The sequence below is a fragment of the Pseudoclavibacter sp. RFBA6 genome, assembly GCF_002931575.1.
GTDB classification, from domain to species: domain Bacteria; phylum Actinomycetota; class Actinomycetes; order Actinomycetales; family Microbacteriaceae; genus Pseudoclavibacter; species Pseudoclavibacter terrae.
In genome coordinates, this window is record NZ_PSUA01000006.1 from 12,052 (window position 1) to 37,030 (window position 24,979).

Below are 24,979 nucleotides of genomic sequence, written 5' to 3' on the forward strand. Positions count from 1 at the left end.
TGTGCCTCTCAGCGCGCTCTCGCGCCGCTTGCGTCAACCAGTAGGAGCAGACCTTGGCCTCAGTTCTCGAGAAGATTCTCCGCATGGGCGAGGGGCGCACCCTCCGCAAGCTCGAGAGCATCGCCAAGCAGGTCGGACGCCTCGAGGACGCCTTCAAGGAGTACAGCGACGACGAGCTGCGTGACATCACCGCATCCTTCCGCGAACGGCACGAAGCAGGGGAGTCGCTCGACGCGCTTCTGCCGGAGGCGTTCGGGGCCGTCCGCGAGGCCGCGGGTCGTGTGCTCGGTCTTCGGCACTACGACGTGCAGCTCATGGGTGGCGCCGCCCTGCACCTCGGCAACATCGCCGAGATGAAGACCGGTGAGGGCAAGACCCTCGTCGCGACGCTGCCGGCGTACCTCAACGCCATCGCCGGCAAGGGCGTGCACGTCGTCACGGTCAACGACTTCCTCGCGAGCTACCAGTCCGACCTCATGGGCCGCGTGTTCCGCGCCCTCGGCATGACCACGGGCTGCATCGTCTCCGGGCAGTCGCCCGCTGAGCGCCGCGAGCAGTACGCGGCCGACGTGACCTACGGCACGAACAACGAGTTCGGCTTCGACTACCTCCGCGACAACATGGCCTGGCGCTCCGAGGACATGGTCCAGCGCGAGCACTTCTTCGCGATCGTGGACGAGGTCGACTCCATCCTCATCGACGAAGCCCGCACACCGCTCATCATCTCGGGTCCCGCCCAGGGCGACGCGAACCGCTGGTACTCGGAGTTCGCCTCCATCGTGCGCAAGCTCAAGGAAGGGCGCGACTACGAGGTCGACGAGAAGAAGCGCACGATTGGCGTCCTGGAGCCCGGCATCGACCGCGTCGAGGACGCCCTCGGCATCGACAACCTGTACGAGTCGGCGAACACCCCGCTCATCTCGTTCCTGAACAACGCCATCAAGGCGAAGGCGCTCTTCAAGCGCGACAAGGAATACGTCGTGCAGAACGGCGAAGTCAACATCGTCGACGAGCACACGGGCCGCATCCTCAAGGGCCGCCGATACAACGAAGGCCTGCACCAGGCGATCGAGGCGAAGGAAGGGGTGCAGATCAAGGCCGAGAACCAGACGATGGCGACGGTCACCTTGCAGAACTACTTCCTGATGTACGACAAGCTCGCGGGCATGACCGGTACGGCCGAGACCGAGGCGGCCGAGTTCATGAGCACCTACAAGCTCGGTGTGGTGCCCATCCGCACGAACCGTCCCATGCAGCGCAAGGACAACCCCGACCTCGTCTACAAGAACGAGAAGGTCAAGTTCGACCAGGTCGTCGAGGACATCGTCGAGCGGCACGAGACCGGGCAGCCGGTGCTCGTCGGCACGACCAGCGTCGAGAAGAGCGAGTACCTCTCGAAGCTCCTGGCGAAGCGCGGCATCAAGCACGAGGTGCTCAACGCGAAGAACCACGCGCGCGAGGCCGCGATCGTCGCTCAGGCTGGTCGGAAGGGTGCGGTCACGGTCGCCACGAACATGGCCGGCCGTGGTACCGACATCATGCTCGGCGGCAACGCCGAGTTCCTCGCGGTCGCCGAGATGACCGCCCTCGGTCTCGACCCGCAGGAGAACGCCGACGAGTACGACGAGAAGTGGCTCGAGGTCTTCTCCGCCATGAAGGAGCAGGTCAAGGGCGAGGCCGATGCAGTCGCGGAAGCTGGCGGCCTCTACGTGCTCGGCACCGAGCGCCACGAGTCCCGGCGAATCGACAACCAGCTGCGTGGACGCTCCGGACGTCAGGGTGACCCGGGCGAGAGCCGCTTCTACCTGTCCATGACGGACGACCTCATGCGCCTCTTCAACACCGGTGCGACCCGGGCGATCATGGCCGGTGACGGCACGCCGGACGATCTCGCGCTCGAGTCGCGCATCGTCTCCCGCGCCATCCGCTCGGCGCAGTCGCAGGTCGAGTCGCGCAACGCGGAGATCCGCAAGAACGTGCTCAAGTACGACAACGTGCTGAACGAGCAGCGCACGGCGATCTACAGCGACCGCCGCCGCATCCTCGAGGGCGATGACATCGCCGACAAGGTGCAGAACTTCCTCACCGACGCGATCGACGACATCATCCAGGAGCACACGGGCGACGGCACGGGCGACGACTGGGAGTTCGAGGCCCTCTGGACGGACCTCAAGCAGCTCTACCCGGTCGGCATCACCGAGGAGGAGCTCTTCGAGGAAGCCGGTGGACGCAGCAAGCTCACGCGAAAGCTCCTCGAGGAGGAGATCCTCTCTGATGCGCGCCACGCCTACGAACGCCGCGAAGCATCGATCGGCGCGGACGCCACCCGCGAACTCGAGCGACGCGTCGTGTTGAGCGTCATCGACCGGAAGTGGCGAGACCACCTCTACGAGATGGACAACCTCAAGGACGGCATCGGCCTCCGCGCCATGGCGCAGCGCGACCCGCTCGTCGAGTACACGCGCGAGGGCTTCGCGATGTTCCAGCAGATGCTCGGCAGCATCCGCGAGGAATCCGTCGGCTTCCTCTACAACCTCGAGGTCACCGTCAAGCAGGACGAGACGCCGTCGGCCAGCGAGACGCCGGATGTGCAGATCGTCGCGAAGGGGCTCGACGAGAAGGCGCAGACCGCGCTCAGCTACTCGGCAGCGACCGACCAGGGTGAGGTCGAGGTCCGCAATGAGCGCGGCCAGCTCAACCAGCGTGCGACGGCCGAGGCGAAGCGCCGCGAGCGGGACCTGGGCACCTCCTCCGCGCTCGACCAGGCGCGGGGTGAGGCGGGCGAGGAGCCAGCCGCGCCAGTGGCCAACACGCAGCAGGCAACACGCTCGCGTCAGCCTGCCTCCCGTTCGGGGAACCCCGCGAAGCGACAGGCGGCCGAGCAGGCGTCCCAGTCTGACGGCGACGGCCCCGCGGCAGGCAGCTCGTTCGGCAAGGGGGCGACATCGAAGCCGGGCGGTCAGCCCGCTGGCAACCGCGCGCAGCGACGCCGCAAGAAGTAGGGGCCAGCTCCCGGGAGCAGAGCCAACGCCTCGCGGAGCAGTTCAGAGGACGTGGATGGCGGATGCTCGCCAGCGCCGGTCGAGACCCTCGAGGCGCACGGTCACGGCCCTGACCCGCGCACCGAAGTCGAGGACGACGACGGCGTCGACGATGTTCTCCGTCGTCGCCTGGATGCGCACGCTCAGCTCGACGAAGTTGGGCCGGCGCGTTGGACGCCGACGCGCCTGCCTCGCTCGTGCTGCGTGCTGTGTGCGGATGAGCAGGTGACGGTAGACGTCGTCGGTCACCCACCTGGACAGCTGCTCGATGTCGCGGACCCCCGAGATCACTTCGACGACGCTCCGGGCCAGGTTCGAGACCAGCGGAGCCGGGTCGGGCAGTTCGCTGGCTGCCGTGCGCTCCCGGACGAAGAGCGGGTCGGCGTCGATGAGTTCACCCGCCGCCGCGGAAAACGTTGATTGTGGCGCATCGATGGCGCGGAGCGCCCTGGTGCTGCGCGTTGGCGACATGTGGCCCCCGTCAGATCTCAGGCGATTCCCCCCGAACCGCCTGGCGACATGAAACCACGTTGCGTCCGTCGCTCGCGAGGGCTGAACTCCCCTGTGGATAACTCCGGTCGCACGGGCCGTGAACTCTACGCTGGCGACGTGCGATGGGACGACCTGTTCGATGACCTCGCGGGCGAGCTGCAGGGTGCGCTCGACGACGAGGCCGCCAGGCGCGCCGTCGACGAGGAGCGACTCCGCGTCGGTCGGCTGACCGTGCGCGAGCGGCTCGTCGCGCTCGCGGAGAGCAGCTCGGCTCCCATCTCACTGCAGCTGTCGGACGGTTCCATCGTCGCCGTGCGCCCGGTGGCGTTCGGCAGTGACTGGCTGTCAGCCGAACTGCTCGCAGAATCAGGTCGGGCGCGCGTCTGCATCGTCCCGACGGCGGGAATCGCGTCCCTGGTGCTCAGCGAAGAGCAGCTCATCGCGAGTCTGCGTGAACCGGCCGCGAGCGGTCCCGGCGACCTGTCCGGGCGTCTCGGCCTGGCGTTCGCGCTGCGAGACCTCGGGCGGCGGCGCCGGCAATGCGAGTTCGTGGTGACCACCGGCACGATCGTTGGCACGATCGACCGGGTCGCGCGCGACCACGTCGATGTCGCCGTCCATGAGCGCGGCGTCGCCAGACGAGCGCGAGACGTCGTCGCGTATCGGATCATCCCGCTCGAGGACCTGCGCCTCGTCATCCTCGCCGGCGACTGACCGGACTCGGCCTGGCGACGGGAAGGTCAGAGCAACGGACGCAGGCGCGGGGCCGTGTCATCCTGTGTGGCGCTCGCTTCGAGGAAGTCGCCAGTGCCTGCGAGGTCGCCGGTGTCTGCGAACTCGCCCTGGCGGAGCGCGGCGACGCGGCGCTGGTACTCGTACTGGTCGTCGATGTACTGCTCGAGCATCGTCCGTTCCACTCGCCACTCGCCGACGCCGCCGATACGGATCGCAGGCAGCTCCCCGCTCTGCACGAGACCGGTCGCCACATCCATCGTGACGTTGAGGATCTCGGAGACCTCGGCGAGAGTCAGGAAACGGCCGATTGACTGGGGGTCAACGGATGCGTTCATGCCCTCGATTATCCCGCGGCGATCATGAATCGACGCATGTTGTGGATAACTTCTGCACGTTCCCTCGCGCTGCGCCACGATGGCGGAGTCGCCACCTCTCGGCGACCGAAGAAGGGAAGAGTGGCATGAGCGTGAGCAGGGCTCGCACGCCGAGACGCTGGGTCGACCCGAGGCTCTTCCTCGGCGTCTTCCTCGTCATCGCATCGGTGCTCGGTGTCGTCGGCGTTCTCGTGGCGGGGAACCGAACCGAGATCGCCTACGCCGCCGCTTCGACGATCGCGCCCGGGCAGCTGATCACGGTCGACGAGCTCGTCGCCGTCGAGGTCGTCCTCGGGTCGAGCATCGAGGCGTACGTGAGCACCGAGACGGTGCCGAAGGGTGAGTTCCTCGTGACCCAGGCGGTCCAGGCTGGTGAGCTCCTCCCGAAGTCGGCACTCGGAGACGCTGATTCGAGCAGGTCGTCGGTTGTCGTGGAAGTCTCCGGCGGGCTGCCGACGGAGCTGGGCGCGGGAAGCGCGGTGGAGCTCTGGTCGAGCCAGGAGTCAGCTCCCGGGACCTATGGCGCGCCGGTCCTGACCTCGTCGAATGCGATCGTCGCGAAGATCCTTCCGAGGGAAGGGGCACTCTCCGCGAGTCAGGCGGACCGGGTGGAGCTGCTCCTGCCGAAGGCCGAGATCCCCGCACTCCTCGCGGCGATCAGCAACGACTCTCGGCTGGCCCTCGTCCCCGTCTTCCGCGAGAGGGGGCAGTGAGATGTCGAGGATCCTGCTCGCCATCGAATTCGAGATCGAGGCTCGGCTCCTCGAGGGCATCATCGCGGCGGGGCACGACATCGTCGATCGAGTCTCTGGTGGGCTCGCCGCTGCGACGGCCCTCGAACGGCTGCGACCCGAGATCGTGGTGCTGCAGGGGGCGCCCGAGACGCTGACTCCGCGCAGTCTGGCGGCGTGCGCCCGGTTCGGGGCACGCGCCATCGTGGTGGTCTCGAGCGACTTGGAACGTCGGAACGCGGAGACGCTCGCCGCGGCGGAGGTCGTCGATGCGGCGGTCAGCTGGAGCGAGATCGAGGTGCTCCTCGCGAGAACTCCCACCGAATCCGACCGCACCATGCCGACCGGCCCGATTCCGCAGCGCCCCGTGGCCTTCTCGAGGCCCCCGGGCGTCAGCTCCCACCCCTCGGAGGAGGACCGGCCCGACCCTGCCGAACCCGAGCGCCCGACGGGCGGCGGGGCTAGGCGAGGGGGACGAGGTGAGCGCAGACGCGCGGCCAGCACGCCAGGTCGCGCCGGCGATCATCTCGGGGGGCACGAGCGGGGCGGCTCAGCTGTGCCCCTTCGACTGGCACGCGCAGACGGCAGGGGCACGGTGCTCGCCGTCTGGGGGCCGCACGGCGCGCCGGGCGCATCCACCGTCGCGGCAGCGGTCGCGTCCAAGGCCGCCGAGATGGGTCAGCGGGTGCTGCTCGTCGACGCTGACAGCTACGGCGGCTCGCTCGCGGCGATGCTGGGCATCACCGACGAGGCGCCGGGCTTCGCGGCCGCCTGCCGCTTGGCAGGCGCGGCACGGCTCACGGTCGCCGAGATCGAGCGCATCGCGGTGCCACGGTCCTTCGGACGGGGCGGGCTGCTCGTGCTCACCGGCATCGCGAACCCCGCACGGTGGCCGGAACTCGCGAGGGATCGGGTCGCGACCGTGCTCGAGAAGTGCCGCGAGGTCGCCGACCTCGTGGTCGTCGACGTCGGCTTCAGTCTCGAGAGCGACGACGAGATCGCGAGCGACGCGTTCTCGCCTCGTCGTTCGGCCGCGACCCTGACCACCCTCACCGCTGCGGACCGAGTGCTCGCCGTCGCGGACGGGCAGGCGGTCGGCCTCCAGAGATTCCTGCGTGCCCGCGCGAACCTCGTCGACCTCGTCGGCGACACGCCAACAGACATCATCGTGAACCGCGTGCGAGCAGACGCGGTCGGCCTGGGGGCCGCCGGTCAGATCCGGCACGTCCTCTCGAGGTTCGCGGGCCTCGAGGCGCAAGCGCTCATCCCACTCGACCAGTCGGCGTGCGACCGCGCGCTGCTCGCCGGTGAGCCGGTCTCGTACGCCAGCCCCCGCTCCGCGTTCGCCCGTGCGATCGGAACCTACGTTTCGGACACGCTGCTGGCCTCAGCCGGCAGCGGGCTCGAGACCCGGCAGCCGAAGGGCGAGAACAGGCGGCGAACGTCGGCGTTTCGTCGATTCTGGCGCGGTCGCGGCGAACTGCAAGCTCAGAACTCCTAAGCTGACCGAGTGTCGAGTCTCTCATCGCAACTCCAGCGCCGCGGAACCCTCAGTGAAGCTGAGCAGTCGTGGATCCTGCAGCTGAGCGCCGACTGGCAGCTCCTCACCGACCTCTCGTGCGCGGATGTCGTGCTCTGGGTCCACACGAAGGACGACGACTTCGTCGCCGTCGCACAGGGGCGCCCCTCGAGCGCCCCGACGCTCTTCTACCGTGACCTCATCGGTCAGTCCGTGCGGGAGCAGTGGGCGATGGCCGTGCGCAGGTCCTACGAGGAGGGCATCACCGTTCGGTCGACGGAGCCGGACTGGTTTGACGAGATCCCGACGCAGCTGCTCGTGACGCCCGTCTTCTGCCGCCTGCCGGGCGAAGGAGTCAGCCAGCACCCCATCGCCGTCATCACCCGTCACACCAACCTCGGGAGCACGCGCTCGATCACCCGCCAGGAGGAGACGTTCCGCGACTGCGCCGACGAGATCTTCGCCATGATCGAGGAGGGAGCATTCCCTGACCCGGAGGCCCCGCAGATCTCCCGCCGCGGCGCGCCGCGGGCATCGGACGGACTCATCAGGCTCGACCGAGACGGCGTCGTCACGTTCGCGAGCGCCAACGCGCTCAGCGCCATGAACAAACTCGGCTTCGGGGGAGAGCTCGAGGGGGAAGTGCTCTCGGAGGTCGCCTCAGCGCTCGTGCACGACAAGAGTCGCGTCACCGTCGATGAGGCGCTGCCGCTCGTCGTCACGGGGCGTGCCCCGTGGATGACCGACGTCGAAGCCCGGGACATCACCGTGACCCTGCGCGCACTGCCGCTGAGGGCGCACGGAGAGCGCACAGGCGCCATCGTGCTCTGCCGAGACACGACAGACGTCAGGCACCAGCAGCAGGAGCTCATCACCAAGGACGCCACGATCCGGGAGATCCATCACCGGGTCAAGAACAACCTGCAGACCGTCGCAGCGCTCCTGCGCATCCAGGCCCGACGCTCGCGGAGCGACGAGGCCAGGGAATCCCTGACGCAGGCCATGCGTCGGGTCTCCTCGATCGCGGTCGTGCACGACACGCTCTCCGGTGGCTTCTCCCAGACCGTCGACTTCGACGAGGTGTTCCTCCGCGTCATGAAGCTCATCACCGAGGTATCCGCTTCCTCCAACACGGTCGTCCGACCGGTCGTCAGCGGTCGATTCGGGACCCTGCCCAGCGAGTACGCGACTCCGCTGGCCCTTGCGCTCACCGAACTCGTCACGAACTCCGTCGAGCACGGGCTCGCGGGGCAGGAAGGCGAGGTCACCGTGACGGCCGAGCAGACGCCGGGTGGGCTGTCCGTCACGGTGGCGGATACGGGCTCCGGATTCGTCGCCGGACGCATCGGCGCCGGTCTCGGCACGCAGATCGTCCGCACCCTGGTGGAGGGCGAGCTCGGCGGCTCCATCGAATGGCACTCCGAGCCGGGTGAGGGAACGCAGGTGAAGCTGCTCATCCCCAGCCGCTGGAAACGCGAGACGGGCGGCGCGTGAACGCCGCCCGTCGGGCGATCCGCGGTCAGGTCGCGGGTTGTCTGCTGCTCAGGATGCGCGTCGCGCCCGTGCTGCGCGACGCTTGAGTGCACGTCGCTCGTCTTCGGAGAGGCCGCCCCAGACGCCGGAATCCTGACCGGTGTCGAGTGCGTACTGGAGGCACACCTCGGTCACCTTGCAGGAAGCGCAAACGGCCTTCGCTGCGTCGATCTGGTCGACAGCGGGGCCGGTGTTCCCGACCGGGAAGAAGAGCTCGGGGTCTGCGTCCAAGCAGGCGGCAGTATCGCGCCAATCCATCAGTGGTGCTCCTTATCGAGTGCGCCTCGCGCACAAAAACGCTCCGCTGGGAGCGAAGTTCGTGAACCCGGGATGCGGTGACTGGCCTATAGACTTGGCCTCGATTTTGCATTCCTCCGGGTATCTCTACCTAGAGAAAGATTTTGCCACAGCGTCATTTTCCAGGCAAGGGGTAATTCGTGAGCCGAGGTACGACCGGGCGCCCGGTCACCGTCGTTCTGCTTGCCGGACTGCTCGGCGTTGAGGCCGCGATCCTCGCCGCCGTGACCGCGTTCCTCGTCGCGGAGACCGCCGCGCAGGAGGCGGAGTTCCTCGCCTCATCCCTTGCGCTTGCTGGGCTCGCGCTGCTGGGGACCGTGCTGCTCGCACTCGTTGCCGTGTCGACGCTCCGTCTGCGGGCCTGGGTGCGCGGGGCCGCCATCACGTGGCAGATCATGCAGCTGGCAGTCGCCTGGGTGTTCCTCCAGGGCGACCTGGCGGTCTGGGTCGGCTGGGTGCTCGTCGCCATCAGCCTGCTCGGCATCGTCGCAGCCGTGCATCCGGCGACGGGCCGTGCACTGCGCCGCGACGATGACGAGGCGGAGGCGAGGGGCTAGAGCCCGAGCAGCTTCAGGATCCGGGCGACGTGGCCCGCGGCGCGGACGTTGTAGAGAGCCTCGGCGATCTTGCCGTGCTCATCGATCACGAAGGTCGAGCGGATGGGGCCGACGGCGATCCGCCCGTACTTGTTGCGCTCTCCGTATGCGCCGTACGCGGTCTGCACGGCGTGGTCGGCGTCGCTCAGCAACGTGAAGTCGAGGTGCTCGGCTTCGCGGAACTCGGCCAGCTTCTCCGGGTCGTCCGACGAGATGCCGAGGATCGTGTACCCGGCGGCGCGCAGGGGAGCGTCGCTCTCGCGGAAGTCGCACGCCTCGGCCGTGCATCCGGGGGTGAACGCCTCCGGGTACGTGTAGAGGATGACGCGCTTGCCGCGATATTCGGAGAGGGAGACGGCGTGGCCGTCCTGATCTGTGAGGGTGAAGTCCGGAGCATCTGCGCCCGGCTCGAGGCGGGTCGGAGTGGAGGTCGTCATGGCCCCAATCGTGGCATGTCGTGGCCGATTGGACTTCGGCTTCAAAACAGTGCTATTCTCTCTTGGTCGCCACGGAAACGGAACGACGCGCACCTCTAGCTCAATTGGCAGAGCAATTGACTCTTAATCAATGGGTTCTCGGTTCAAGTCCGAGGGGGTGTACGAGATAGGCCCGGTAGCTCTCGCCAGCTACCGGGCCTTCTTGCATCCTCGGGGGAGGCTCTCTTCGGGCTGGGAGGGCACCGGTCTGCCGTTCTCGGAGGCGCGGTGCTGGCACAATGGGCATGCACTGGCTAGGCGCGCAACGCGCCGACGACGAGGAGGCGGATTCCGTGACGATTGCACCCGGGGAACTTTGGGCGAACTGGCCGCGGACCGCACGCGCGAACCCGTCGAGCATCGTCGCTCCCAGGACTGCGCTCGAGGTCCAGCAGGTCGTCGCCGAGGCCTACCGCATGGGCAGGCACGTGCGTGCGGTCGGCGCGAGCCACACCTCGAATGCGCTGGCCGCGGCTCCCGACATCCTCCTCGACGCCCGAGGCCTGCGCGGCATGAACTGGATCGACCTCGACAGCCATGAGGCGTCGTTCGGAGCCGGCACCACGATCGCCGAGGCCGGGGCCCTGCTCGAGACCTACGGATGGCAGCTGGAGAACATCCCGAACAACCCTGCCGTGACCCTCGGAGGCGCGATCGCCACGGGCAGCCACGGCACTGGTGCTCGTTTCGCGAGCCTGTCATCGCAGCTCGTCTCGGCGACGCTCGTCTCCGGGACCGGCGAGCTCGTCACGGTGAGCGCCCACCAGGACCTCGAGCTGTGGCCCTCGGTGAAGCTCAGCCTCGGAGCGCTGGGCATCTTCACCGAGCTCGTGTTCCGCATCGTGCCCGGCTACCGCATCCGCACGTCGGACGAGCAGATGCGCATGAGCGAACTCGTCGACGAGTTCGCAGTGCTCGCCTCAGGCGCTGACCACTTCTCCGCGAGCTGGCGGCCGCACACCGATGAGGTGTTCGTGACGCAGGGGTTCCGCGAATCAGGCGAGATCGCCGACGAGCCGACGCCGTCGCGCCGGTCCGCGTCCTTCGGTGCGCTCGGCGAGATGCTCGCCATCGGCTTGTCGAAGTCGCTGCCGTTGCTGACCCCCGCGGTGAACAAGCTCGCGAACCGGGTGCATCCGGTCGGCGAGTCGACGCTGGGGCCCATGCGAGCACTCGCGGAGCCCGCCCCGGTGCGCTTCGCGTCGCTCGAGTACTCGTTCCCCCTCGCCGAGACCCCTGAGGTGCTGCGGGCGCTCGACGAGACCCTCGAGCGGGCGCACCTCAACCTCCCGTACGCCGTCCGCATCTCGACGACTGCCGCCGACGACGCGTTCCTGTCGAACGCCTACGGCAGGGCTGTCGGGAACATCACCGTGCGCGTGCCGTCGACCCTCGACGCTCGCGCGATCTTCACCGCTGCCGAGGACCTCTTCCTGAGTCTCGGGGGCCTGCCGCATTGGGGCAGCTTCCACACGGTGCGCGCGGAGGAGTTCAAGCACGTCATCACGCGCTTCGGCGACTTCCACACGGCGCGCGAGCGGCTGGACCCGGAAGGCGTGTTCGACAACGCGCACCTCAAGCGCGTCCTCGGCGCGCACTGAGCAGACCTGGCGCTCGGTTGCGAGCCCCGGCCTCTCGGGATGGGTTCCGTGCTTCCGGATGGGAAACAATCCATCCCGAAGCGCGGAACCCATCCGAGGCCGTTGGTGCGTCGCCCGAGGCGTCTGAAGGCCCGCGGCACCGCCCGTCGAACGTGCTGAGCGAATGCGCGTGCGCAGCGTGGACGCCTACAGGGGGTCGTCGGCTCGAGGGTCGTCGAGGTTGCGCCAGGGGCGGTCGCGCCACCTGAACGCTCCAGCCCGGTGCAGGATCCAGGCAGCGAGCATCGCCCCGATGGCACCGGATGCGCCGCCGACGAGGAGTGCGGCGCGCGGCCCGAACAGCTCGACGATCCACCCCATGACCGGGGCGCCGACGGGAGTTCCGCCGAGGAAGATCGCCATGTAGAGCGAGAGAACCCGCCCGCGCATGGATGGCTCGACGCTTCCCTGGACGAGTGCGTTCGCTGTGGTGATCGCGCTGAGCGACGTGAAGCCGATGGGGATGAGGGCCACGGCGAACAGCCAGAACGTCGGAGCGAGGGCGGCCGCCAGGCAGCTGAGCGCGAAGAACACGCTCGACGACAGCAGGACGCGGAACCGGGCTCGTTCGCGCTTCGCGGCCAGCAGTGCGCCACCGAGCGAGCCGATGGCGAGGATGGAGGAGAGCAGGCCGAAGCTGTCCGCGCCGCCTCCGAACTCCATGGTCGTCATGGTCGCCGTGTAGATGGGGAAGTTCAGCCCGAAGGTGCCGAGGAGGAAGACCAGCACCAGGACCGCGACGATGTCGGGGCGCCTCGCGACGTAGCGGATGCCCTCGCGGATCTGCCCGCGGCCGCGTTTCGACGGGGGAGCGGGGAGCAGCTCCGAGGTGCGCATGGCCAGGAGGGCCGCGATGGTCGCGAGGTACGTGAGGGCGTTGACGAGGATCACCGGGCCCGCGCCGATGAGCACCGTGAGGACTCCAGCGACGGCCGGCCCCACCATCCGAGCGCCGTTGAACGACGCGGAGTTGAGGGCGACAGCGTTCGAGAGCAGCTTGAGGCCCACCACCTCCGAGACGAACGCCTGGCGTGCTGGAGCGTCGAGGGAGGCCGCGCAGCCGAGCAGCAGCGCGAAGACGTAGACGTGCCAGAGCTCCGCGACACCTGCCGTCACGATGGCACCGAGTGCGAGGGCCAGCACGGCCATGACCGACTGGGTCCAGATGAGCACCTTGCGCTTCGAGAAGCGGTCGGCGATGACACCGGCGTACGGGGCCAGCAGCAGCTGCGGGCCGAACTGCAGCGCCATGACGACGCCGAGCGCGGTGGCGTCGTTGTCGGTGAGCTCGGTGAGCACGATCCAGGCCTGCGCCGTGCGCTGCATCCACGTGCCCACGTTGGAGGTCAGGGACCCGGCGAACCAGATGCGGTAGTTCCGTTCGGCGAGCGAGCGGAACATGGAACTCACGGTGGCTGCTCCCTGGGGGTGGTCGGATGTGCGGGGGTGCACAATGTAATAGTTGTGGCCGCAAGTATGTATGTGAAGGTCACAAAATGATCTCACGTACAATGACGCCGGTCGTCGAACCCGAGGAGAGCCGCAATGGCAGACAAGAACCGCGAACACATTCAGAAGCTTCGCGAGGAGGCGAACGCCATCCGCAAGCAGGAGGAGGCGCGCGCCAGGCGCGGTCGTGTGCTCACGCAGGTGGGCATCATCGTCGGTGCCGTCGTCGTGCTCGGCGCGATCGTGCTGCTCGCCGTCTTCGGTTCGACCTGGTTCGGCAAGAAGATCGAGCTGACGGCTGATGGCGCGGTCGCGGTGCAGCGGCTCGACGGTTCGAGTGTCGAGCAGCCCATCGAGGTCGTCGACAACTCGGCGATCGTCGTCGGTGCAGCGGATGCCCCCGTCAAGATCGACTACTACTACGACTACTCCTGCCCCCACTGCGTGGACTACCACGAGCAGACCGGGGCGGTCTACAACGATCTCGTCGCCGCAGGTGACGTCCAGGTGACCTACCACGCGATCAACATCGTGGCCCCGTACGGTGCCGAGGCCGCGGCGGCGATCGCCTCGACCGTCGCCTACCAGCCGTCCGCGTTCTTCGAGGTCCACGACGGGCTGTTCGGGATCCCCGGCCAGACGCAGACCAGCTGGGGCCCCGCCGACTACTCGTCGGCGCTGAGCCAGCTCGGTGTGACGAGCGAGGAGGCCCTCGCCGCGGCCACCAACGGCGAGTTCTCGGGCTGGGCCGCCGCCAACACCGCCGCTTCGCGCGAGGCGGGTGTCTCCGGAACCCCGAGCATCTTCGTCGACGGAGAACTCCAGCAGACGCCTCCGGACGTCGAAGCGCTCATGGCGCTCGCGGGCACCGCGAACGCCGAGTAGCGGAGGCGGACCATGGCGAGCTCCCCTGAGATGACAGAGGCCATCGCGGACGAGCAGGGCGGCGCATCGCGCCTGCCCTGGCTCGTGCGCACGCCGAGGAACGTCGCCTGGGCGCTGGTCGTCTTCGGCGGGGTGGGGCTGCTCGCGAGCTTCTTCCTCACCGTCGAGTACATCCACAAGCTGCAGGCGCCGAACGAGGCGCTGGTCTGCGATCTGAGCATCTTCGTCACGTGCGGTCCGGCCATGCAGTCCTCGGCCGGCGCGATCCTCGGCTTCCCGAACATCATCATCGGCCTCGTGACGTTCGCCGTGACGGTCGCGATCGGGGCAGGCATCTTCGCTGGCGCGAGCTACCGTCGCTGGTTCTGGGTGGCCTTCCAGGTCGGTCTCGTGGGCGCGGCGGCGCTCGTCAGCTACCTGCAGTGGTACAGCGCATTCGAGCTCGCACGCCTCTGCCTCTGGTGCATGATCATCTGGGCGGCGACGATTCCCCTCGTCGCGACGGGCACGATCTTCAACCTCGTGCACGGGCACCTGGGTGCCGGTGCGAGGCGAGTGGGGGAGAAGCTCGCTCCCTTCCTCGTGACGATCATCATCGTCTGGTACCTGGTCGTCGTCGCGGTCGTCTTCGCGGGGCTCCTCCCGTACTTCGCCATCTAGGCGTACGCAGCGCGCAACGAAGAACCCCGGTCCGTGTTCGGACCGGGGTTCTTCGTTGCGCGCTGTTCAACGCTGTACGCGTGAGGCTCAGGCGATCTTGCGCTCTTCGGCGAGGGATGCTCGCGCTGCGAGGTCGGCGGGGCGAGGGGTGACCGTCTCGACGAGGTCCTCGAGCGACTCCTCAGGCTTGAGGAACGACTCGATGGCCTTCTGCCGTTCCGCTTCGCTCGCAGGAGCGAGGCGCACCGGCGCTTCGTCGCCTGCTTCCAGCGCTGCCACGGTTCCGAGCGTGTTCTGGATGCGGCGCACGAGGTCGGCGACCATGATCTCGGAGAACATGGCGTCGTCGCCCGGCTCGCGGTCTGGCCGCCACTCGAGGCGGTAGCGCCCTTCGGCTCCGAACATGTCGTCGAGGAGGAGCGTGAGCTCCTCGCGGGCCTCGTCGCTCATGATGGCGCTGGGCTCGAGCAGGCGCGGTGGCTCCAGCTCGCTGCCCGGGCGCTCGAGGCCGGAGAAGTTGGGGTGGCCACCCAGGGGCATGGCCGGGCGTGCCGACGGTGCGGATGCGGCGGGGATCGGGGCAGGGATGGCGCCCAGCTGATGCTGGGGGAGCGCCGGTGGCGTCATGGCCGCCTGCTGGGGGGTGGGCTGCGTCGAATCTGCGCTCGACGTGGCTTCACCCTCGGGGTGTCGCCGCTTGCGGAACCAACCGAACACGGAGTCCCCTTTCTGCGCCTGGATTGTGAGCTCGGAACCGGGGCAGATCGTCTGCCACGGAATGAGACAGCACTAGTCTCACGGCGTTCGTGCGGCGTGTCGACAGACACGCCGCACGACGCTCGGATTGTTAGTCGAGCTCTAGCTTCTTCTGGTTCGCGTCGTCCATGACGGCGCTGATGGCGAGGGCCGTCGAGATGCCCCAGGCGAGCCAGACGAGCACTGCTCGCCAGCGCTTGGTCTCCATCGAGGTCTGTCGGACGACACCCACGATGCCGAAGACCGAGGACAGGATCGCGCCGTTGGTGAGGAATTTGCGCATGGGTTCCGCTCCCTTGTGCCGGGGCTGCGTCGTTGTGATGCCGCCAGTGTTCTGATTGACGTCGTCAGGGTAGCGGTGTCGTCTGGCCGTCCGTTGTCAGGAGACGCTCGATCCGACCTCCTGACCGATCGGTTGAACTCTGACCGTTCGGTCAATAGACTGCGTGCGTGACCGAGCAACCGCAGCCGAATCCCGAACTCAAGCAGGCCGAGCATCCTCGATCGGCGCCCCGCCAGCATCCGACCGACCTGCTCAAGCAGGCCGCTCTCGTCGAATTCGCCGCGCACGGCTACGAGGGCGCCTCGCTGCAGGAGATCGCAAGCAAGGCCGGGTACACGAAGGCCAACCTGCTCTACCACTTCGGCTCGAAGCAGGGCCTCTTCGAGCAGGCCGTGCTCGAGGCGCTCGGCGCGTTCGAAGAGCTCGTCGACTCCCTGCAGCACCTCGACATCGGCACCGAGGACAGGCGCCTCGTCGGCCCCTTCGTCGACTTCCTCCTCCAGCACCGCCTCGCCGTGCACATGTTCGTGAACCACCGCAGCACCGGTGCTGGCGAGTTCATCGCCACCCGAGTCGACCCCATGATCGAGCGGCTCGTCGCCGCGTTGTCCGAGGACGACTCGGACCGTGCGCTGCGCATCGCCATCGGCCTCGCGGGCGTCACCTACTGCCTCGCGAACGAGAACATCCCAGGCGAAGCGCGCATGCAGGACCCCACACGCGACGAGCTCGTCGACGCGCTCACCTTCATCTCGGCCACGCGCCGCTAGTCGACAGGCAACGGACTCATGGCTCTCCTCCTCTTCCGCATCTCCCGCGGCTCCTACCGTCACCCATGGCGCGTGCTCTCCGCCTGGCTCCTGCTGCTCGCCCTCGCCCTCGGCGTCGGCGTCGCCGCGGGCGGGGCACTCAAAGAATCGTTCGCGATTCCGGGCACGCAGTCGCAGGCGGCGCTCGATCGCCTCGGCGAGGTGTTCCCGGAAGCGGCCGGCGCCAGCGCCAGCGTCGTCGTCGTGACCCCCGCCGGCGACTCCATCGAAGACGAGCCGTACCGGAGCGCCATCGACGCCGCGTCCGAGCGCATCGGAGAGCTGGACGGCGTCAGCCAGGCCCTCTCTCCCTTCTCGGAGTATGCAAGCGACGCCGTATCGGACGACGCCGAGGCCGGCATCATCCGCGTGCAGTTCGACGGGACCAGCGAAGACATCAGCGACGAGCTCATCGCCGACGTCACCGAGGCCGGCACTTCGCTCCAGGACTCGGGCCTCCAAGTCGGGTTCGATGGGCAGATCTTCCAGAACCTCGAGTACGGGCTCACGCCCACCGAGATCGTCGGCGTCGTGTTCGCGGCGATCGTGCTCCTCGTGGCGTTCGGATCGGTGCTCGCCGCCGGGCTCCCGCTCGCATCCGCCATCGTCGGGGTCGGCGTGACGATGGGCGGCATCCTCTTCGCCGCGAAGTTCGTGGTCGTCTCCAGCGCCACCCCGCTGCTCGCGGTCATGATCGGCCTCGCCGTCGGCATCGACTACGCACTCTTCGTCGTCTCGCGCCACCGAACGCAGCTCGCGAACGGCATGGACGCCGAGGAATCGACGGCGACCGCCGTCGGCACGGCAGGCAACGCCGTCGTCTTCGCCGGAGTGACCGTCATGATCGCGCTGCTCGGCCTCGTGATCGTCGGCATCCCGTTCCTCAGCGTCATGGGCATCGCCGCCGCCGCCGCCGTCTTCACCGCCATGGCGGCCGTCATCACGCTCGTCCCCGCGCTGCTCGGCTTCGCGGGTGAGCGGATGCGCCCCAAGCCCACGTCGCGCGCGTACCGTCGCGAGACGGGCGCGAACCCGAAGCCCACGGTGGGACGCAGGTGGGTGCGGCTCGTCATGAGGGCACCGCTCCCGTTCGCGCTCGCGGTCATCGCCATCCTCGGCACGCTCGCGATCCCGGCGCTCGACCTCAAGCTCGCGCTCCCCTCCGGTGCGTCCGAACCGGAGGACAGCGTCGCGCACATCGGCTACGACCTCGTCGCCGAGCACTTCGGGCCAGGCGCCAACGGGCCACTCATCGTGATGGTCGACATCACCCAGGGCGACAACGAGACCCTCCTCGACGACCTGCAGCTCATCGCCGACCGCATCGCCGAGGTCGACGGAGTGGACACGGTCGGAGACCCGCTGCCAAACACGACCGTGGACTCCGCCATCATCCAGGTGGTGCCATCGACGGGGCCCGACGACGACGAGACGCTCCGCGTCGTCGGCGAGATCCGCGACCTCGGCGACGAGCTCGAGCTCGAGACCGGCATGCCGACCTCCGTGACCGGAGCGACCGCCATCGCGCTCGACATCTCCGACCGCCTCAACCAGGCGCTCCTCCCGTTCGCCGCAGTGGTCGTCGGGCTCAGCTTCTTCCTGCTCATGATGGTGTTCCGCTCGATCCTCGTCCCGCTCAAAGCCGCGCTGAGCTTCCTGCTGAGCGTGTTCGCCGCCTTCGGCGTCGTCGTCGCGATCTTCCAGTGGGGGTGGTTCGCCGACGCCCTGCACGTCGTGCCCGGCCCCATCATCAGCTTCATGCCCATCCTGCTCATGGCCATCATCTTCGGACTGGCCATGGACTACGAGGTCTTCCTCGTCTCCGGCATGCGCGAGGCGTACGTGCGCAGCGGCGACGCCAGGAACGCTGTCGAGACGGGCTTCGCGAACGGCGCCCGCGTCGTCACCGCGGCCGCCCTCATCATGTTCTTCGTCTTCGCCGCCTTCGTGCCTGAGGGAGCCGGCGTCATCAAGGCCATCGCCCTCGGGCTCGCCGCGGGCATCTTCTTCGACGCCTTCCTCGTGCGCATGACGCTCGTGCCCGCCATCATGGCGATGCTCGGCAAGCGCGCCTGGGCCCTCCCAGCCTGGCTCGACCGCATCCTCCCCGACCTCGACGTCGAAGGCGAGCACCTTCGCCACTACCGCCAGAACGTCGAGTGGATGCGCGGACAGCCCGACGGCATCGCCATGGGCGAGCTCGTGGCCGGAACCGAGACGACAGCAACGCGCCCCGTGACGGGCGGCATCGAGCGCGGCGGCGTGCTGCTCGTGGAAGGACAGCTCGCCGAGCGGCGGCTCCTCGCGGCCACCCTCGCGGGACGCATCGAGCCCGTCGCCGGGCACGCCCACGCGCACGGGCACCTCACGCCAGGTGACGAGAGCGCCCTCATGCGACGCGTGGCCGTCGTGGACGCCTCGACGCTCGACGCCAGATCGGCGGAGCTCACCGTGGGTGCCCTCCTCGAAGAGCGGCTGCGCCTCGGACGCGGAGCCGCCGGGGGACCGGTGCCAGCTGCACTCGTCGACCAGGGTGTCGCCGAGGTCTCAGCAGCCGCGGCCAGACTGCGCGACGGTTCGCCACGCGTGCAGGCCGACACGAACCTCGGCGAGCTTCGGCCCGCATCGAGAGGCGTCGCCCTGGCGCGCATCGCGCTCACGGAAAACCCCGAGGTCCTGATCGTCGATCTCGGGCCGGGAGCCGAACCCGAGGTGGCAACGCGCCTCGCCTCCACCCTCCTCGCGGAAGTGAGCACGCTCGCCCCGCCCGACACGACCATCGTGCTCGGACTCCCCAGCGGACTCGACCCCGCCGCCATCGTCGGCGCGGTGCGACGTCCCGCCGGACGCATCCGCCTCGACGCCGCGCCGAGCGCATCCGCCGACGCATCGCCATCCACGCACGCCGCAACCAGCACGCACAAGGGAGCACTCGCATGAGCGCCGCCGTCCTCCACGCCGTCACCGCCGACCGCGGAGCACTGCGCCGTCGGCGCCTGCGCAACCTGCTCGTCGCGATCCTCGTGCCCCTCATCGTCGCCGGCGCCTACTTCGCCGGCCTCGCCGGGGCAGAGGCCCGCACCTCCGCGATCCCCGCCATGATCGTGAACAACGACGAACTCCAGACCCAGACCGCGCCGGACGGCACCCAGACGACCGTCATCGCGGGCCGGCTCGTCGTCAGCGCGCTCACCGATCCCGACACGGCGACCGGCTTCGACTGGCAGCTCGCCAACGCCGAGACCGCGGCGGCGGCACTCGAAGACGGCTCGGCGTACGTCGTCGTCACCATCCCAGAGGACTTCTCCGCCCGCATCACGGGCATCGCCGACGAGGGCGCGACCCCCGCCACGATCGACGTCACCACCGACCAGTCGCACGACTACCTCTCGCCCGCCATCGCCAACGGGCTCGCGGATGCGCTCACCGCCCAGTTCGGCACGCAGGTCACCGAGATGGTCGCCGTGCAGCTCTTCGACGGCATCGGCCAGACCGCGACCTCCCTTCGCGACGCCGCGGATGGCGCATCCCAGCTCGCCGACGGGGGCACGCAGCTCGGCACCGGCCTCGCCCAGTTCGCCGACGGGCAGAGCGAGCTCTCGACCGGACTCGTGCAGAGCGCGGACGGCGCCAGCGAGCTCTCGACCGGCGTGACCACCTACGTCTCCGGCGTCGGCCAGCTCTCGAGCGGCATCACCCAGTACACCGGTGGCGTCGACCAGCTCTCCGCGGGCATCACGCAGTACACGAGCGGCGCAGACCAGCTCGCGGCGGGCATCGGCCAGCTCGCAGCGCAGACACCCGGACTCCGCACCGGCGGGCAGCAGCTCACGGACGCGGGCACACAGCTCGAGGGATACTCGACCGCCGTCACGCAGGGCACAGCCACCTACCAGGAGCAGATCCGGCCCGCACTCGTCGCCCTCAACGACTCCACCGACGGCCTCGTCGCCTGGTGCGCGGCCCTCGCCGACCCGACGTTGAAGAGCCAATGCGAGACCCAGATCGCAGGCCTCGTCGGCACGACCGGCGGCGTCGACGGCCTCGTCGAGACCCTCGACGGCGCTACGAGCGAGCTCACCGCCGTGACCGACGGAGCATCCGACCTGAAAACCCTCGGCACCGGCCTCGTCACCCTGGCGGACGGCATCGACCAGCTCAACACGGGCGCGACGCAGCTCTCGGCAGGCTCGAGCAACCTCACGACGGGCGCCTCCGACCTCGCGACCGCAGGCGACGAACTCGAGAGCGGCGCATCCCAGCTCGTCACCGGCGGAACCGAGCTCGAGACGGGCGCCAGCGCGCTGGCCACGGGCCTCGGGCAGCTCCGCGACGGGCAGCAGCTGCTCGTCGACGGGGTCGCCCCCATCCAGGAGGGCGTCGGCGAGCTCACCTCCGGGGCGAACCAGCTGTCGACCGGACTGAGCGACGGCGCGACGCAGGCCGAGAACGCCGTCGGCGATCCGGATGCGCTCGCGGAGGTCGTCGCCAACCCGGTCCAGACGAACCAGACCATGCAGCACGAGGTGAGCTTCGGCGAGATCCTCACCGCGCTCATCCTTCCGCTCGCACTCTGGCTCGCCGCCCTCGCGACGACGCTCATGCGCCGTCTCGTGCCGACCGAGGCCTACGCGTCGATGGCGTCGAACGGGCGCATCCTGCTCGACGCCGCGAGGCGCATGCTCCTGCCGCTCGCGGCAGTGCTCTTCGCCATCATCGTCATCGCTCACGGGTTCGTCGGCGTGCCCGTCGCCGCCGCCTTCGCGACGCTCGGGCTCGGCGCGCTCTGCGCGGTCGCCCTCATCGGCGTGCACCTGCTCTTCACGACGCTCTGGGGGCGTCGGGCGGCAGCTGTCGCATCGGTCGGCCTCCTGAGCATCCAGGTGCTCGCCATGCGGGGGCTCGTGCCGCTCGAGCTGAAGTCGCCGTTCGTCGAGATGCTCTCCGGGCTGCTCCCCGGAACGCACCTCGCCGCCGGGCTGCAGCTCGCCTACTCGGGAGGCAGCGCCTCCGCAGTCGTCGCGGCGGCGCTCGGCATGCTCGTCATCGCCGCGGTCTCGTTCGCGGCGGCGAGCCTCGTCATCGGGCGCCGTCGACGCTCGAAGCCGTCGCTCGTCGCGGGCCTCTCCTCGGGGCGCCGCGAGCTCGTCGCGGCGTGACCCCGCGTCTCGGGATGGGGAACCAGCTTCGTTGTGGGAAGCTTCCCGCCACGAAGTGAGGTTGCCAGCCCGAGTCGGGCGTGGTGGGTGAGTGGGGCGATCGCCGTCCGACGGGTGGTCACGGTGTCTCGGGATGGGTTCCACGCTTCGGGATGGCTTGCAACCCATCCGGAAGCGTGGAACCCATCCCGAGACGGGCGGGGCGAGTGGGCGCTAGACGGCGTCGGGGACGGAGCGGCCGAGCTGCAGGTGATCGTGGGCGAAGGCGACGGTCTCGCGGAGCATGCGCAGCCGGTCGGCCTCGTTCTTCGCCTTGCGCGTGTTCACCTCGGCGACGACGTGACCCGACCAGCCGATCGAGGCGAGGTACTGCAGCGTCTCGGCGACAGGCTGCCCTCCCTCGCCTGGCGCGAGGTGCTCGTCGAAGAGCTTGTCGTTCACGTCGGGCGCCTGGCCATCGCAGAGGTGGATGTGCCGCAGCCGGTCGCCGGCCGCCTTCGCCATCTGCAGGGAGTCGCGTCCCGAGAGCGCGGCATGCGAGAAGTCGAGGGTGATGGCGTCGCAGTCCATGTCGACGGGGTCGATGCCGGGCTTGTAGGCCTGCAGGGCCCGCCCTGACACCTTCCACGGGAACATGTTCTCGACGGCGATCTCAGTGCCGGTGTCCGCGTTGATCTCGCGGACGATCTCGAGGAAGTTCTCCGCGTACCCGGACTGCCACCGGAATGGCGGGTGGACGACGACGGTGGAGGCGCCGATGTCGCGCGCGAGCTCAGCGGAGCGCTGCAGCTTCGTGCGCTGGTCGCGGCCCCACACGAACTGCGTGAACAGCAGCACGGGGGCGTGGACGGCGAGCACCGGCAGCTGGTACTTGTCGATGAGGCGCATCAGCGCATCCACGCTCCGCGACGTCTGATCGGTCGAGATCATGATCTCCATGCCGTCGAAGCCCGCGTCCCTGGCTATCTGGAACGACGTCTCGACAGACTTGGGGAACGTGCAGGAGGTGCTCATGCCGACGGTGATCATTTTCCGGAGATTACTCCCCCCGTCTGTCCGAAAGGTGACGACAGCCGGAGCGCCTCAGGCGAGACGGTACTCGAGCTCGGGGCGACCCGGGGTGCCGTACCTGGGGGTGCGATCGGCGGCGGAGGTGTCGACGAGGTGCTCGAGGTAGCGGCGCGCGGTGACACGGGAGAGCGCCAGCTGCTCGGACAGCTCCTTCGCGGAGATGCCGGTCCCGGCCTCCAGGGAGCGCAGCGCTGAGATCACGCTCGCAAGGGTCTCGCTCGTCAGCCCCTTGGGGAGGCTCGCCTGCGGTGTCGACTGGCGGAGGGACGCGAGGGTCTGATCGACCTCGTCCTGGCTGGAGACGACGTGATCGAAGAGCCCGGCCCGGTATTCGCGCAGCGCCTCGAGCTTCTCCGCGAACGTCTGGAACGTGAACGGCTTCAGCAGGTAGTGGGCGATGCCGAGCGACACCGCCTGCTTGACGGTGGCCGCCTCGCGCACGGCCGTCACGGCGATGATGTCGACGTCGTGCCCTTCCGCCCGGAGGCGCCTCGCGACGTCGATGCCCGTCGCGTCCGGCATGTTGATGTCGAGGAGGACGACGTCGATGCGCTCGGTGTCGCCGTGGGCGGATGCGCGGACCGCGAGGAGCGCGGCGGACGCAGTGCCCGCGACGGCGACGGTGCGGAACCCGGGCAGGCGGTCCACGTAAGAGGCGTGCGCCTGCGCCGTCAGCGGCTCATCGTCCACGATGAGCACGTTCAGTGGAGTCGCCTGCGTCGCCTCCTCACCGTCCATCCGAGGCCTCCCCGTCGCGCGCAGCCCCGGCATGCTCAGCGTCCGACGCGCGCAGCGGCAGGCACACCGTGAACGCCGACCCGTCGACCTCGATGCTGCCGCCCGACCGGCGCACGGCCTGCCGCACCAGCGCGAGCCCGACCCCGCGCCCCTTGCCGGGCTTGCCGGAGACGCCGAAGTCGAAGATGCGGCCGAGGAACTCCGGGTCGGGCCCGTCTCCGCTGTCGCTCACCTCGATGAGCACCTCCCCGTCGAGCTCCTCGACGAGCACCCGCACCGCTGGCGCCGGCGTCGTGCGTGCCGCGTCGAGCGCGTTGTCGATGAGGTTGCCGACGATGGTGATGAGGTCCCGAGCTGTTGCGCTCGCGGGAACCCGCTCGGGCAGGTGCAGCTCGAAGCGCACATCCATCTCGTCCGCCTGCGCGGACTTGCCGAGGAGCAGGGCCACGAGCACCGGGTCCTCGATGGCCCGCACGAGCCGGTCGGCGAGCTCCTGGCTGACGTCGAGCGTCGAGCTCGCGAGCCGCATCGCCTCCTCTGGGCGCCCGAGTTCGATCAGGGCGATGATGGTGTGCAGGCGGTTCGCGAACTCGTGGGCCTGCGAGCGCAGCGCCGCCGCAAGGGTCTGCGAGGTCTCGAGCTCGCCGCTGAGCTCCTCGATGCGGGAGTGGTCGCGCAGCGTGACGACCGTGCCAGCGGAGCGCGGTGCATCCTGACCTGGCCCGCGCGTCACGACGGCTTCGCTGTTCACGACGAGCACGTGCCGTTCGGTGACGACGATCTCGTCGACGACCGCATCGCCGCGGAGCATGACCTCTCGCAGGATCTCGGGAGCGGCCAGGTCCTTGACCGGAATCGGGGCGGCCCTCGGGTCGAACGGCGGCAGGCCGAGGTACTCGCCGGCGATCACGTTGGCGAGCACGATCCTGCCCTTCGGGTCGACGAGCACGAGCCCCTCGTCGATCGATCGGAGCACACCCTCGTAGTAGGCGAACATGCGGGCCAGGTCCTCGGGGCCCCGGTTGTCGGTCACGCGCCGCAGGTAGCGGCTGAGCGCCCAGGCTCCGGCGCCGCCGATGAGGAGCGCGCCGAGGGCCGACCAGAGGATCAGCGCGATGCGCGACCCCGTCGCGACGTGCGCGTTCGACACGGTGACGCCGGCCGACACGAGGGCGACCACCTCGCCGTCGTCCCAGATCGGGGCGACGGCTCGCACCGAGGGGCCCAGCGTGCCCGTGTAGGTCTCCGTGAAGGTCGAGCCGCCGAGCGCGGTGTCGATGTTGCCCTGGAACAGGCGCCCGATCTCCTCGGGGTTGCGGTGCGTGATGCGCACGCGGTCCGTGTCCATGATCGTGATGAAGTCGACGTCCGTGGAATCGGAGATGATGATCGCGTACGGCTGCAGCGTGCTGCTCGGGTCTGCGGTCTCCAGCTGCTCGACGACGAACGGGTCGTGGGCGATCGTCTCGGCGACCGCCAGGCTGCGCAGCGCCGCGTCATCCTCCGCCTCGCGCCGCGCATCCGCCCACACGATGACGACGCCGAGTCCGGTGAGCGCGAGGATCGCGACGAACTGCAGCACGAAGAGGCGCGTCGCGACGCTCCAGCTTGCGAATCGCACGGTTCCTCCTCGGCGTCGATGGGCGGGCCGCGTCGGATCTCGCCGCTGCGGGCGCGGTGAGAACAGTATGAACGCAAGTCGCGGCGGCGCTGTCGGTGAGCGGATGCTCGATCC

Annotated in this window: 22 protein-coding genes and 1 tRNA gene; 13 read left to right on the forward strand and 10 right to left on the reverse strand. The window is 69.0% G+C overall.

Features of this window, described 5'->3' with window-relative positions; all coding sequences use genetic code 11:
* The first annotated feature begins 53 nt into the window (after positions 1-53).
* Positions 54-3,002 carry a preprotein translocase subunit SecA gene (secA, locus tag C5C17_RS05165; RefSeq protein ID WP_104252326.1) on the forward strand — a complete coding sequence of 983 codons (2,949 nt, stop codon included), beginning with the start codon at positions 54-56 and terminating at the stop codon, positions 3,000-3,002.
* A gap of 42 nt (positions 3,003-3,044) precedes the next feature.
* Here secA and C5C17_RS05170 read toward each other — a convergent pair whose 3' ends face one another.
* Positions 3,045-3,512 (reverse strand): Rv3235 family protein, encoded by a 468-nt coding sequence (locus C5C17_RS05170; protein ID WP_104252327.1) that lies wholly within the window; start codon positions 3,510-3,512, stop codon positions 3,045-3,047.
* Between the two features lie 138 nt (positions 3,513-3,650).
* On the opposite strand from C5C17_RS05170, the gene C5C17_RS05175 reads away from it, so the two are divergent.
* A complete protein-coding gene (locus C5C17_RS05175; RefSeq protein WP_146079082.1) occupies positions 3,651-4,247 on the forward strand; it encodes a hypothetical protein in 597 nt (198 codons plus the stop codon).
* 26 nt (positions 4,248-4,273) lie between these two features.
* Here C5C17_RS05175 and C5C17_RS19075 read toward each other — a convergent pair whose 3' ends face one another.
* Entirely contained in the window at positions 4,274-4,603 is a 330-nt protein-coding gene (locus C5C17_RS19075) for a helix-turn-helix domain-containing protein (RefSeq protein ID WP_146079083.1), read from the reverse strand.
* A gap of 125 nt (positions 4,604-4,728) precedes the next feature.
* Between C5C17_RS19075 and C5C17_RS18535 the strand changes: the two genes are divergently transcribed.
* From C5C17_RS18535 to C5C17_RS05195, 3 genes are read left to right on the forward strand one after another with little or no spacing between them, the layout of a single operon-like run.
* Positions 4,729-5,355 carry a hypothetical protein gene (locus tag C5C17_RS18535; RefSeq protein ID WP_104252329.1) on the forward strand — a complete coding sequence of 209 codons (627 nt, stop codon included), beginning with the start codon at positions 4,729-4,731 and terminating at the stop codon, positions 5,353-5,355.
* Position 5,356: 1 nt separating this feature from the next.
* A complete protein-coding gene (locus C5C17_RS05190; RefSeq protein WP_104252330.1) occupies positions 5,357-6,874 on the forward strand; it encodes a P-loop NTPase in 1,518 nt (505 codons plus the stop codon).
* Positions 6,875-6,883: 9 nt separating this feature from the next.
* Positions 6,884-8,386, forward strand: coding sequence for a sensor histidine kinase (locus C5C17_RS05195; protein ID WP_104252331.1), 1,503 nt, complete (start codon positions 6,884-6,886; stop codon positions 8,384-8,386).
* A gap of 48 nt (positions 8,387-8,434) precedes the next feature.
* Here the strand turns inward: C5C17_RS05195 and C5C17_RS05200 are convergent, their stop codons facing one another.
* A complete protein-coding gene (locus C5C17_RS05200) occupies positions 8,435-8,683 on the reverse strand; it encodes a WhiB family transcriptional regulator (RefSeq protein ID WP_068476994.1) in 249 nt (82 codons plus the stop codon).
* A gap of 179 nt (positions 8,684-8,862) precedes the next feature.
* Here C5C17_RS05200 and C5C17_RS05205 point away from each other — a divergent pair, with 179 nt between their 5' ends.
* A complete protein-coding gene (locus C5C17_RS05205; RefSeq protein WP_104252332.1) occupies positions 8,863-9,279 on the forward strand; it encodes a hypothetical protein in 417 nt (138 codons plus the stop codon).
* Here C5C17_RS05205 and bcp read toward each other — a convergent pair.
* Complete coding sequence (gene bcp, locus C5C17_RS05210) at positions 9,276-9,755, reverse strand: thioredoxin-dependent thiol peroxidase (RefSeq protein ID WP_104252333.1); 480 nt, start codon at positions 9,753-9,755, stop codon at positions 9,276-9,278. The two genes, C5C17_RS05205 and bcp, sit on opposite strands and share 4 nt — an antisense overlap.
* Before the next feature lie 89 nt (positions 9,756-9,844).
* Here bcp and C5C17_RS05215 point away from each other — a divergent pair.
* A tRNA-Lys gene (locus C5C17_RS05215) sits at positions 9,845-9,917 on the forward strand.
* Between the two features lie 170 nt (positions 9,918-10,087).
* The gene (locus C5C17_RS05220; RefSeq protein ID WP_181028494.1) at positions 10,088-11,395 is read left to right on the forward strand and encodes a D-arabinono-1,4-lactone oxidase; all 1,308 of its coding nucleotides are present in this window, start codon (positions 10,088-10,090) and stop codon (positions 11,393-11,395) included.
* A gap of 186 nt (positions 11,396-11,581) precedes the next feature.
* On the opposite strand, the gene C5C17_RS05225 is transcribed toward C5C17_RS05220, so the two are convergent.
* On the reverse strand, positions 11,582-12,835 hold the full coding sequence (locus C5C17_RS05225; protein ID WP_258065969.1) for an MFS transporter: 1,254 nt from the start codon (positions 12,833-12,835) through the stop codon (positions 11,582-11,584).
* A 144-nt stretch (positions 12,836-12,979) separates the two neighbouring features.
* Here C5C17_RS05225 and C5C17_RS05230 point away from each other — a divergent pair, with 144 nt between their 5' ends.
* Positions 12,980-13,768 carry a thioredoxin domain-containing protein gene (locus C5C17_RS05230; RefSeq protein WP_104252336.1) on the forward strand — a complete coding sequence of 263 codons (789 nt, stop codon included), beginning with the start codon at positions 12,980-12,982 and terminating at the stop codon, positions 13,766-13,768.
* A 12-nt stretch (positions 13,769-13,780) separates the two neighbouring features.
* The gene (locus C5C17_RS05235) at positions 13,781-14,428 is read left to right on the forward strand and encodes a vitamin K epoxide reductase family protein (RefSeq protein WP_104252337.1); all 648 of its coding nucleotides are present in this window, start codon (positions 13,781-13,783) and stop codon (positions 14,426-14,428) included.
* Positions 14,429-14,515: 87 nt separating this feature from the next.
* On the opposite strand, the gene C5C17_RS05240 is transcribed toward C5C17_RS05235, so the two are convergent.
* Both C5C17_RS05240 and C5C17_RS05245 read right to left on the reverse strand, forming a co-directional pair.
* Positions 14,516-15,145: a hypothetical protein gene (locus C5C17_RS05240; protein WP_104252338.1), complete on the reverse strand. Its 630-nt coding sequence runs from the start codon at positions 15,143-15,145 to the stop codon at positions 14,516-14,518.
* A 130-nt stretch (positions 15,146-15,275) separates the two neighbouring features.
* A complete protein-coding gene (locus C5C17_RS05245) occupies positions 15,276-15,467 on the reverse strand; it encodes a hypothetical protein (RefSeq protein ID WP_068476980.1) in 192 nt (63 codons plus the stop codon).
* 167 nt (positions 15,468-15,634) lie between these two features.
* Here C5C17_RS05245 and C5C17_RS05250 point away from each other — a divergent pair, with 167 nt between their 5' ends.
* From C5C17_RS05250 to C5C17_RS05260, 3 genes are read left to right on the forward strand one after another with little or no spacing between them, the layout of a single operon-like run.
* Positions 15,635-16,237 (forward strand): TetR/AcrR family transcriptional regulator, encoded by a 603-nt coding sequence (locus C5C17_RS05250; RefSeq protein ID WP_104252339.1) that lies wholly within the window; start codon positions 15,635-15,637, stop codon positions 16,235-16,237.
* A gap of 18 nt (positions 16,238-16,255) precedes the next feature.
* On the forward strand, positions 16,256-19,216 hold the full coding sequence (locus tag C5C17_RS05255; protein WP_104252340.1) for an MMPL family transporter: 2,961 nt from the start codon (positions 16,256-16,258) through the stop codon (positions 19,214-19,216).
* Complete coding sequence (locus C5C17_RS05260) at positions 19,213-21,435, forward strand: YhgE/Pip domain-containing protein (RefSeq protein ID WP_104252341.1); 2,223 nt, start codon at positions 19,213-19,215, stop codon at positions 21,433-21,435. Before C5C17_RS05255 ends, C5C17_RS05260 begins: the two co-directional genes overlap by 4 nt.
* 213 nt (positions 21,436-21,648) lie before the next feature.
* On the opposite strand, the gene C5C17_RS05265 is transcribed toward C5C17_RS05260, so the two are convergent.
* The 3 genes from C5C17_RS05265 to C5C17_RS18340 form a co-directional block, all read right to left on the reverse strand.
* Positions 21,649-22,449 carry a sugar phosphate isomerase/epimerase gene (locus C5C17_RS05265; RefSeq protein WP_258065961.1) on the reverse strand — a complete coding sequence of 267 codons (801 nt, stop codon included), beginning with the start codon at positions 22,447-22,449 and terminating at the stop codon, positions 21,649-21,651.
* A 69-nt stretch (positions 22,450-22,518) separates the two neighbouring features.
* Positions 22,519-23,244, reverse strand: a complete 726-nt coding sequence (locus tag C5C17_RS05270) for a response regulator (RefSeq protein ID WP_104252343.1) — start codon at positions 23,242-23,244, stop codon at positions 22,519-22,521.
* Complete coding sequence (locus C5C17_RS18340) at positions 23,234-24,865, reverse strand: sensor histidine kinase (RefSeq protein WP_181028495.1); 1,632 nt, start codon at positions 24,863-24,865, stop codon at positions 23,234-23,236. Before C5C17_RS18340 ends, C5C17_RS05270 begins: the two co-directional genes overlap by 11 nt.
* Positions 24,866-24,979: the final 114 nt, after the last annotated feature.

Bases quoted from the DNA above. Each gene is read 5' to 3' on its own strand.
- C5C17_RS05170 (WP_104252327.1), bottom strand. From the start codon at position 3,512: ATGTCGCCAACGCGCAGCACCAGGGCGCTCCGCGCCATCGATGCGCCA.
- C5C17_RS19075 (WP_146079083.1), bottom strand. From the start codon at position 4,603: ATGAACGCATCCGTTGACCCCCAGTCAATCGGCCGTTTCCTGACTCTC.
- C5C17_RS18535 (WP_104252329.1), top strand. From the start codon at position 4,729: ATGAGCGTGAGCAGGGCTCGCACGCCGAGACGCTGGGTCGACCCGAGG.
- C5C17_RS05190 (WP_104252330.1), top strand. From the start codon at position 5,357: ATGTCGAGGATCCTGCTCGCCATCGAATTCGAGATCGAGGCTCGGCTC.
- C5C17_RS05200 (WP_068476994.1), bottom strand. From the start codon at position 8,683: ATGGATTGGCGCGATACTGCCGCCTGCTTGGACGCAGACCCCGAGCTC.
- bcp (WP_104252333.1), bottom strand. From the start codon at position 9,755: ATGACGACCTCCACTCCGACCCGCCTCGAGCCGGGCGCAGATGCTCCG.
- C5C17_RS05225 (WP_258065969.1), bottom strand. From the start codon at position 12,835: ATGTTCCGCTCGCTCGCCGAACGGAACTACCGCATCTGGTTCGCCGGG.
- C5C17_RS05230 (WP_104252336.1), top strand. From the start codon at position 12,980: ATGGCAGACAAGAACCGCGAACACATTCAGAAGCTTCGCGAGGAGGCG.
- C5C17_RS05235 (WP_104252337.1), top strand. From the start codon at position 13,781: ATGGCGAGCTCCCCTGAGATGACAGAGGCCATCGCGGACGAGCAGGGC.
- C5C17_RS05245 (WP_068476980.1), bottom strand. From the start codon at position 15,467: ATGCGCAAATTCCTCACCAACGGCGCGATCCTGTCCTCGGTCTTCGGC.
- C5C17_RS05255 (WP_104252340.1), top strand. From the start codon at position 16,256: ATGGCTCTCCTCCTCTTCCGCATCTCCCGCGGCTCCTACCGTCACCCA.
- C5C17_RS05260 (WP_104252341.1), top strand. From the start codon at position 19,213: ATGAGCGCCGCCGTCCTCCACGCCGTCACCGCCGACCGCGGAGCACTG.
- C5C17_RS05265 (WP_258065961.1), bottom strand. From the start codon at position 22,449: ATGAGCACCTCCTGCACGTTCCCCAAGTCTGTCGAGACGTCGTTCCAG.
- C5C17_RS05270 (WP_104252343.1), bottom strand. From the start codon at position 23,244: ATGGACGGTGAGGAGGCGACGCAGGCGACTCCACTGAACGTGCTCATC.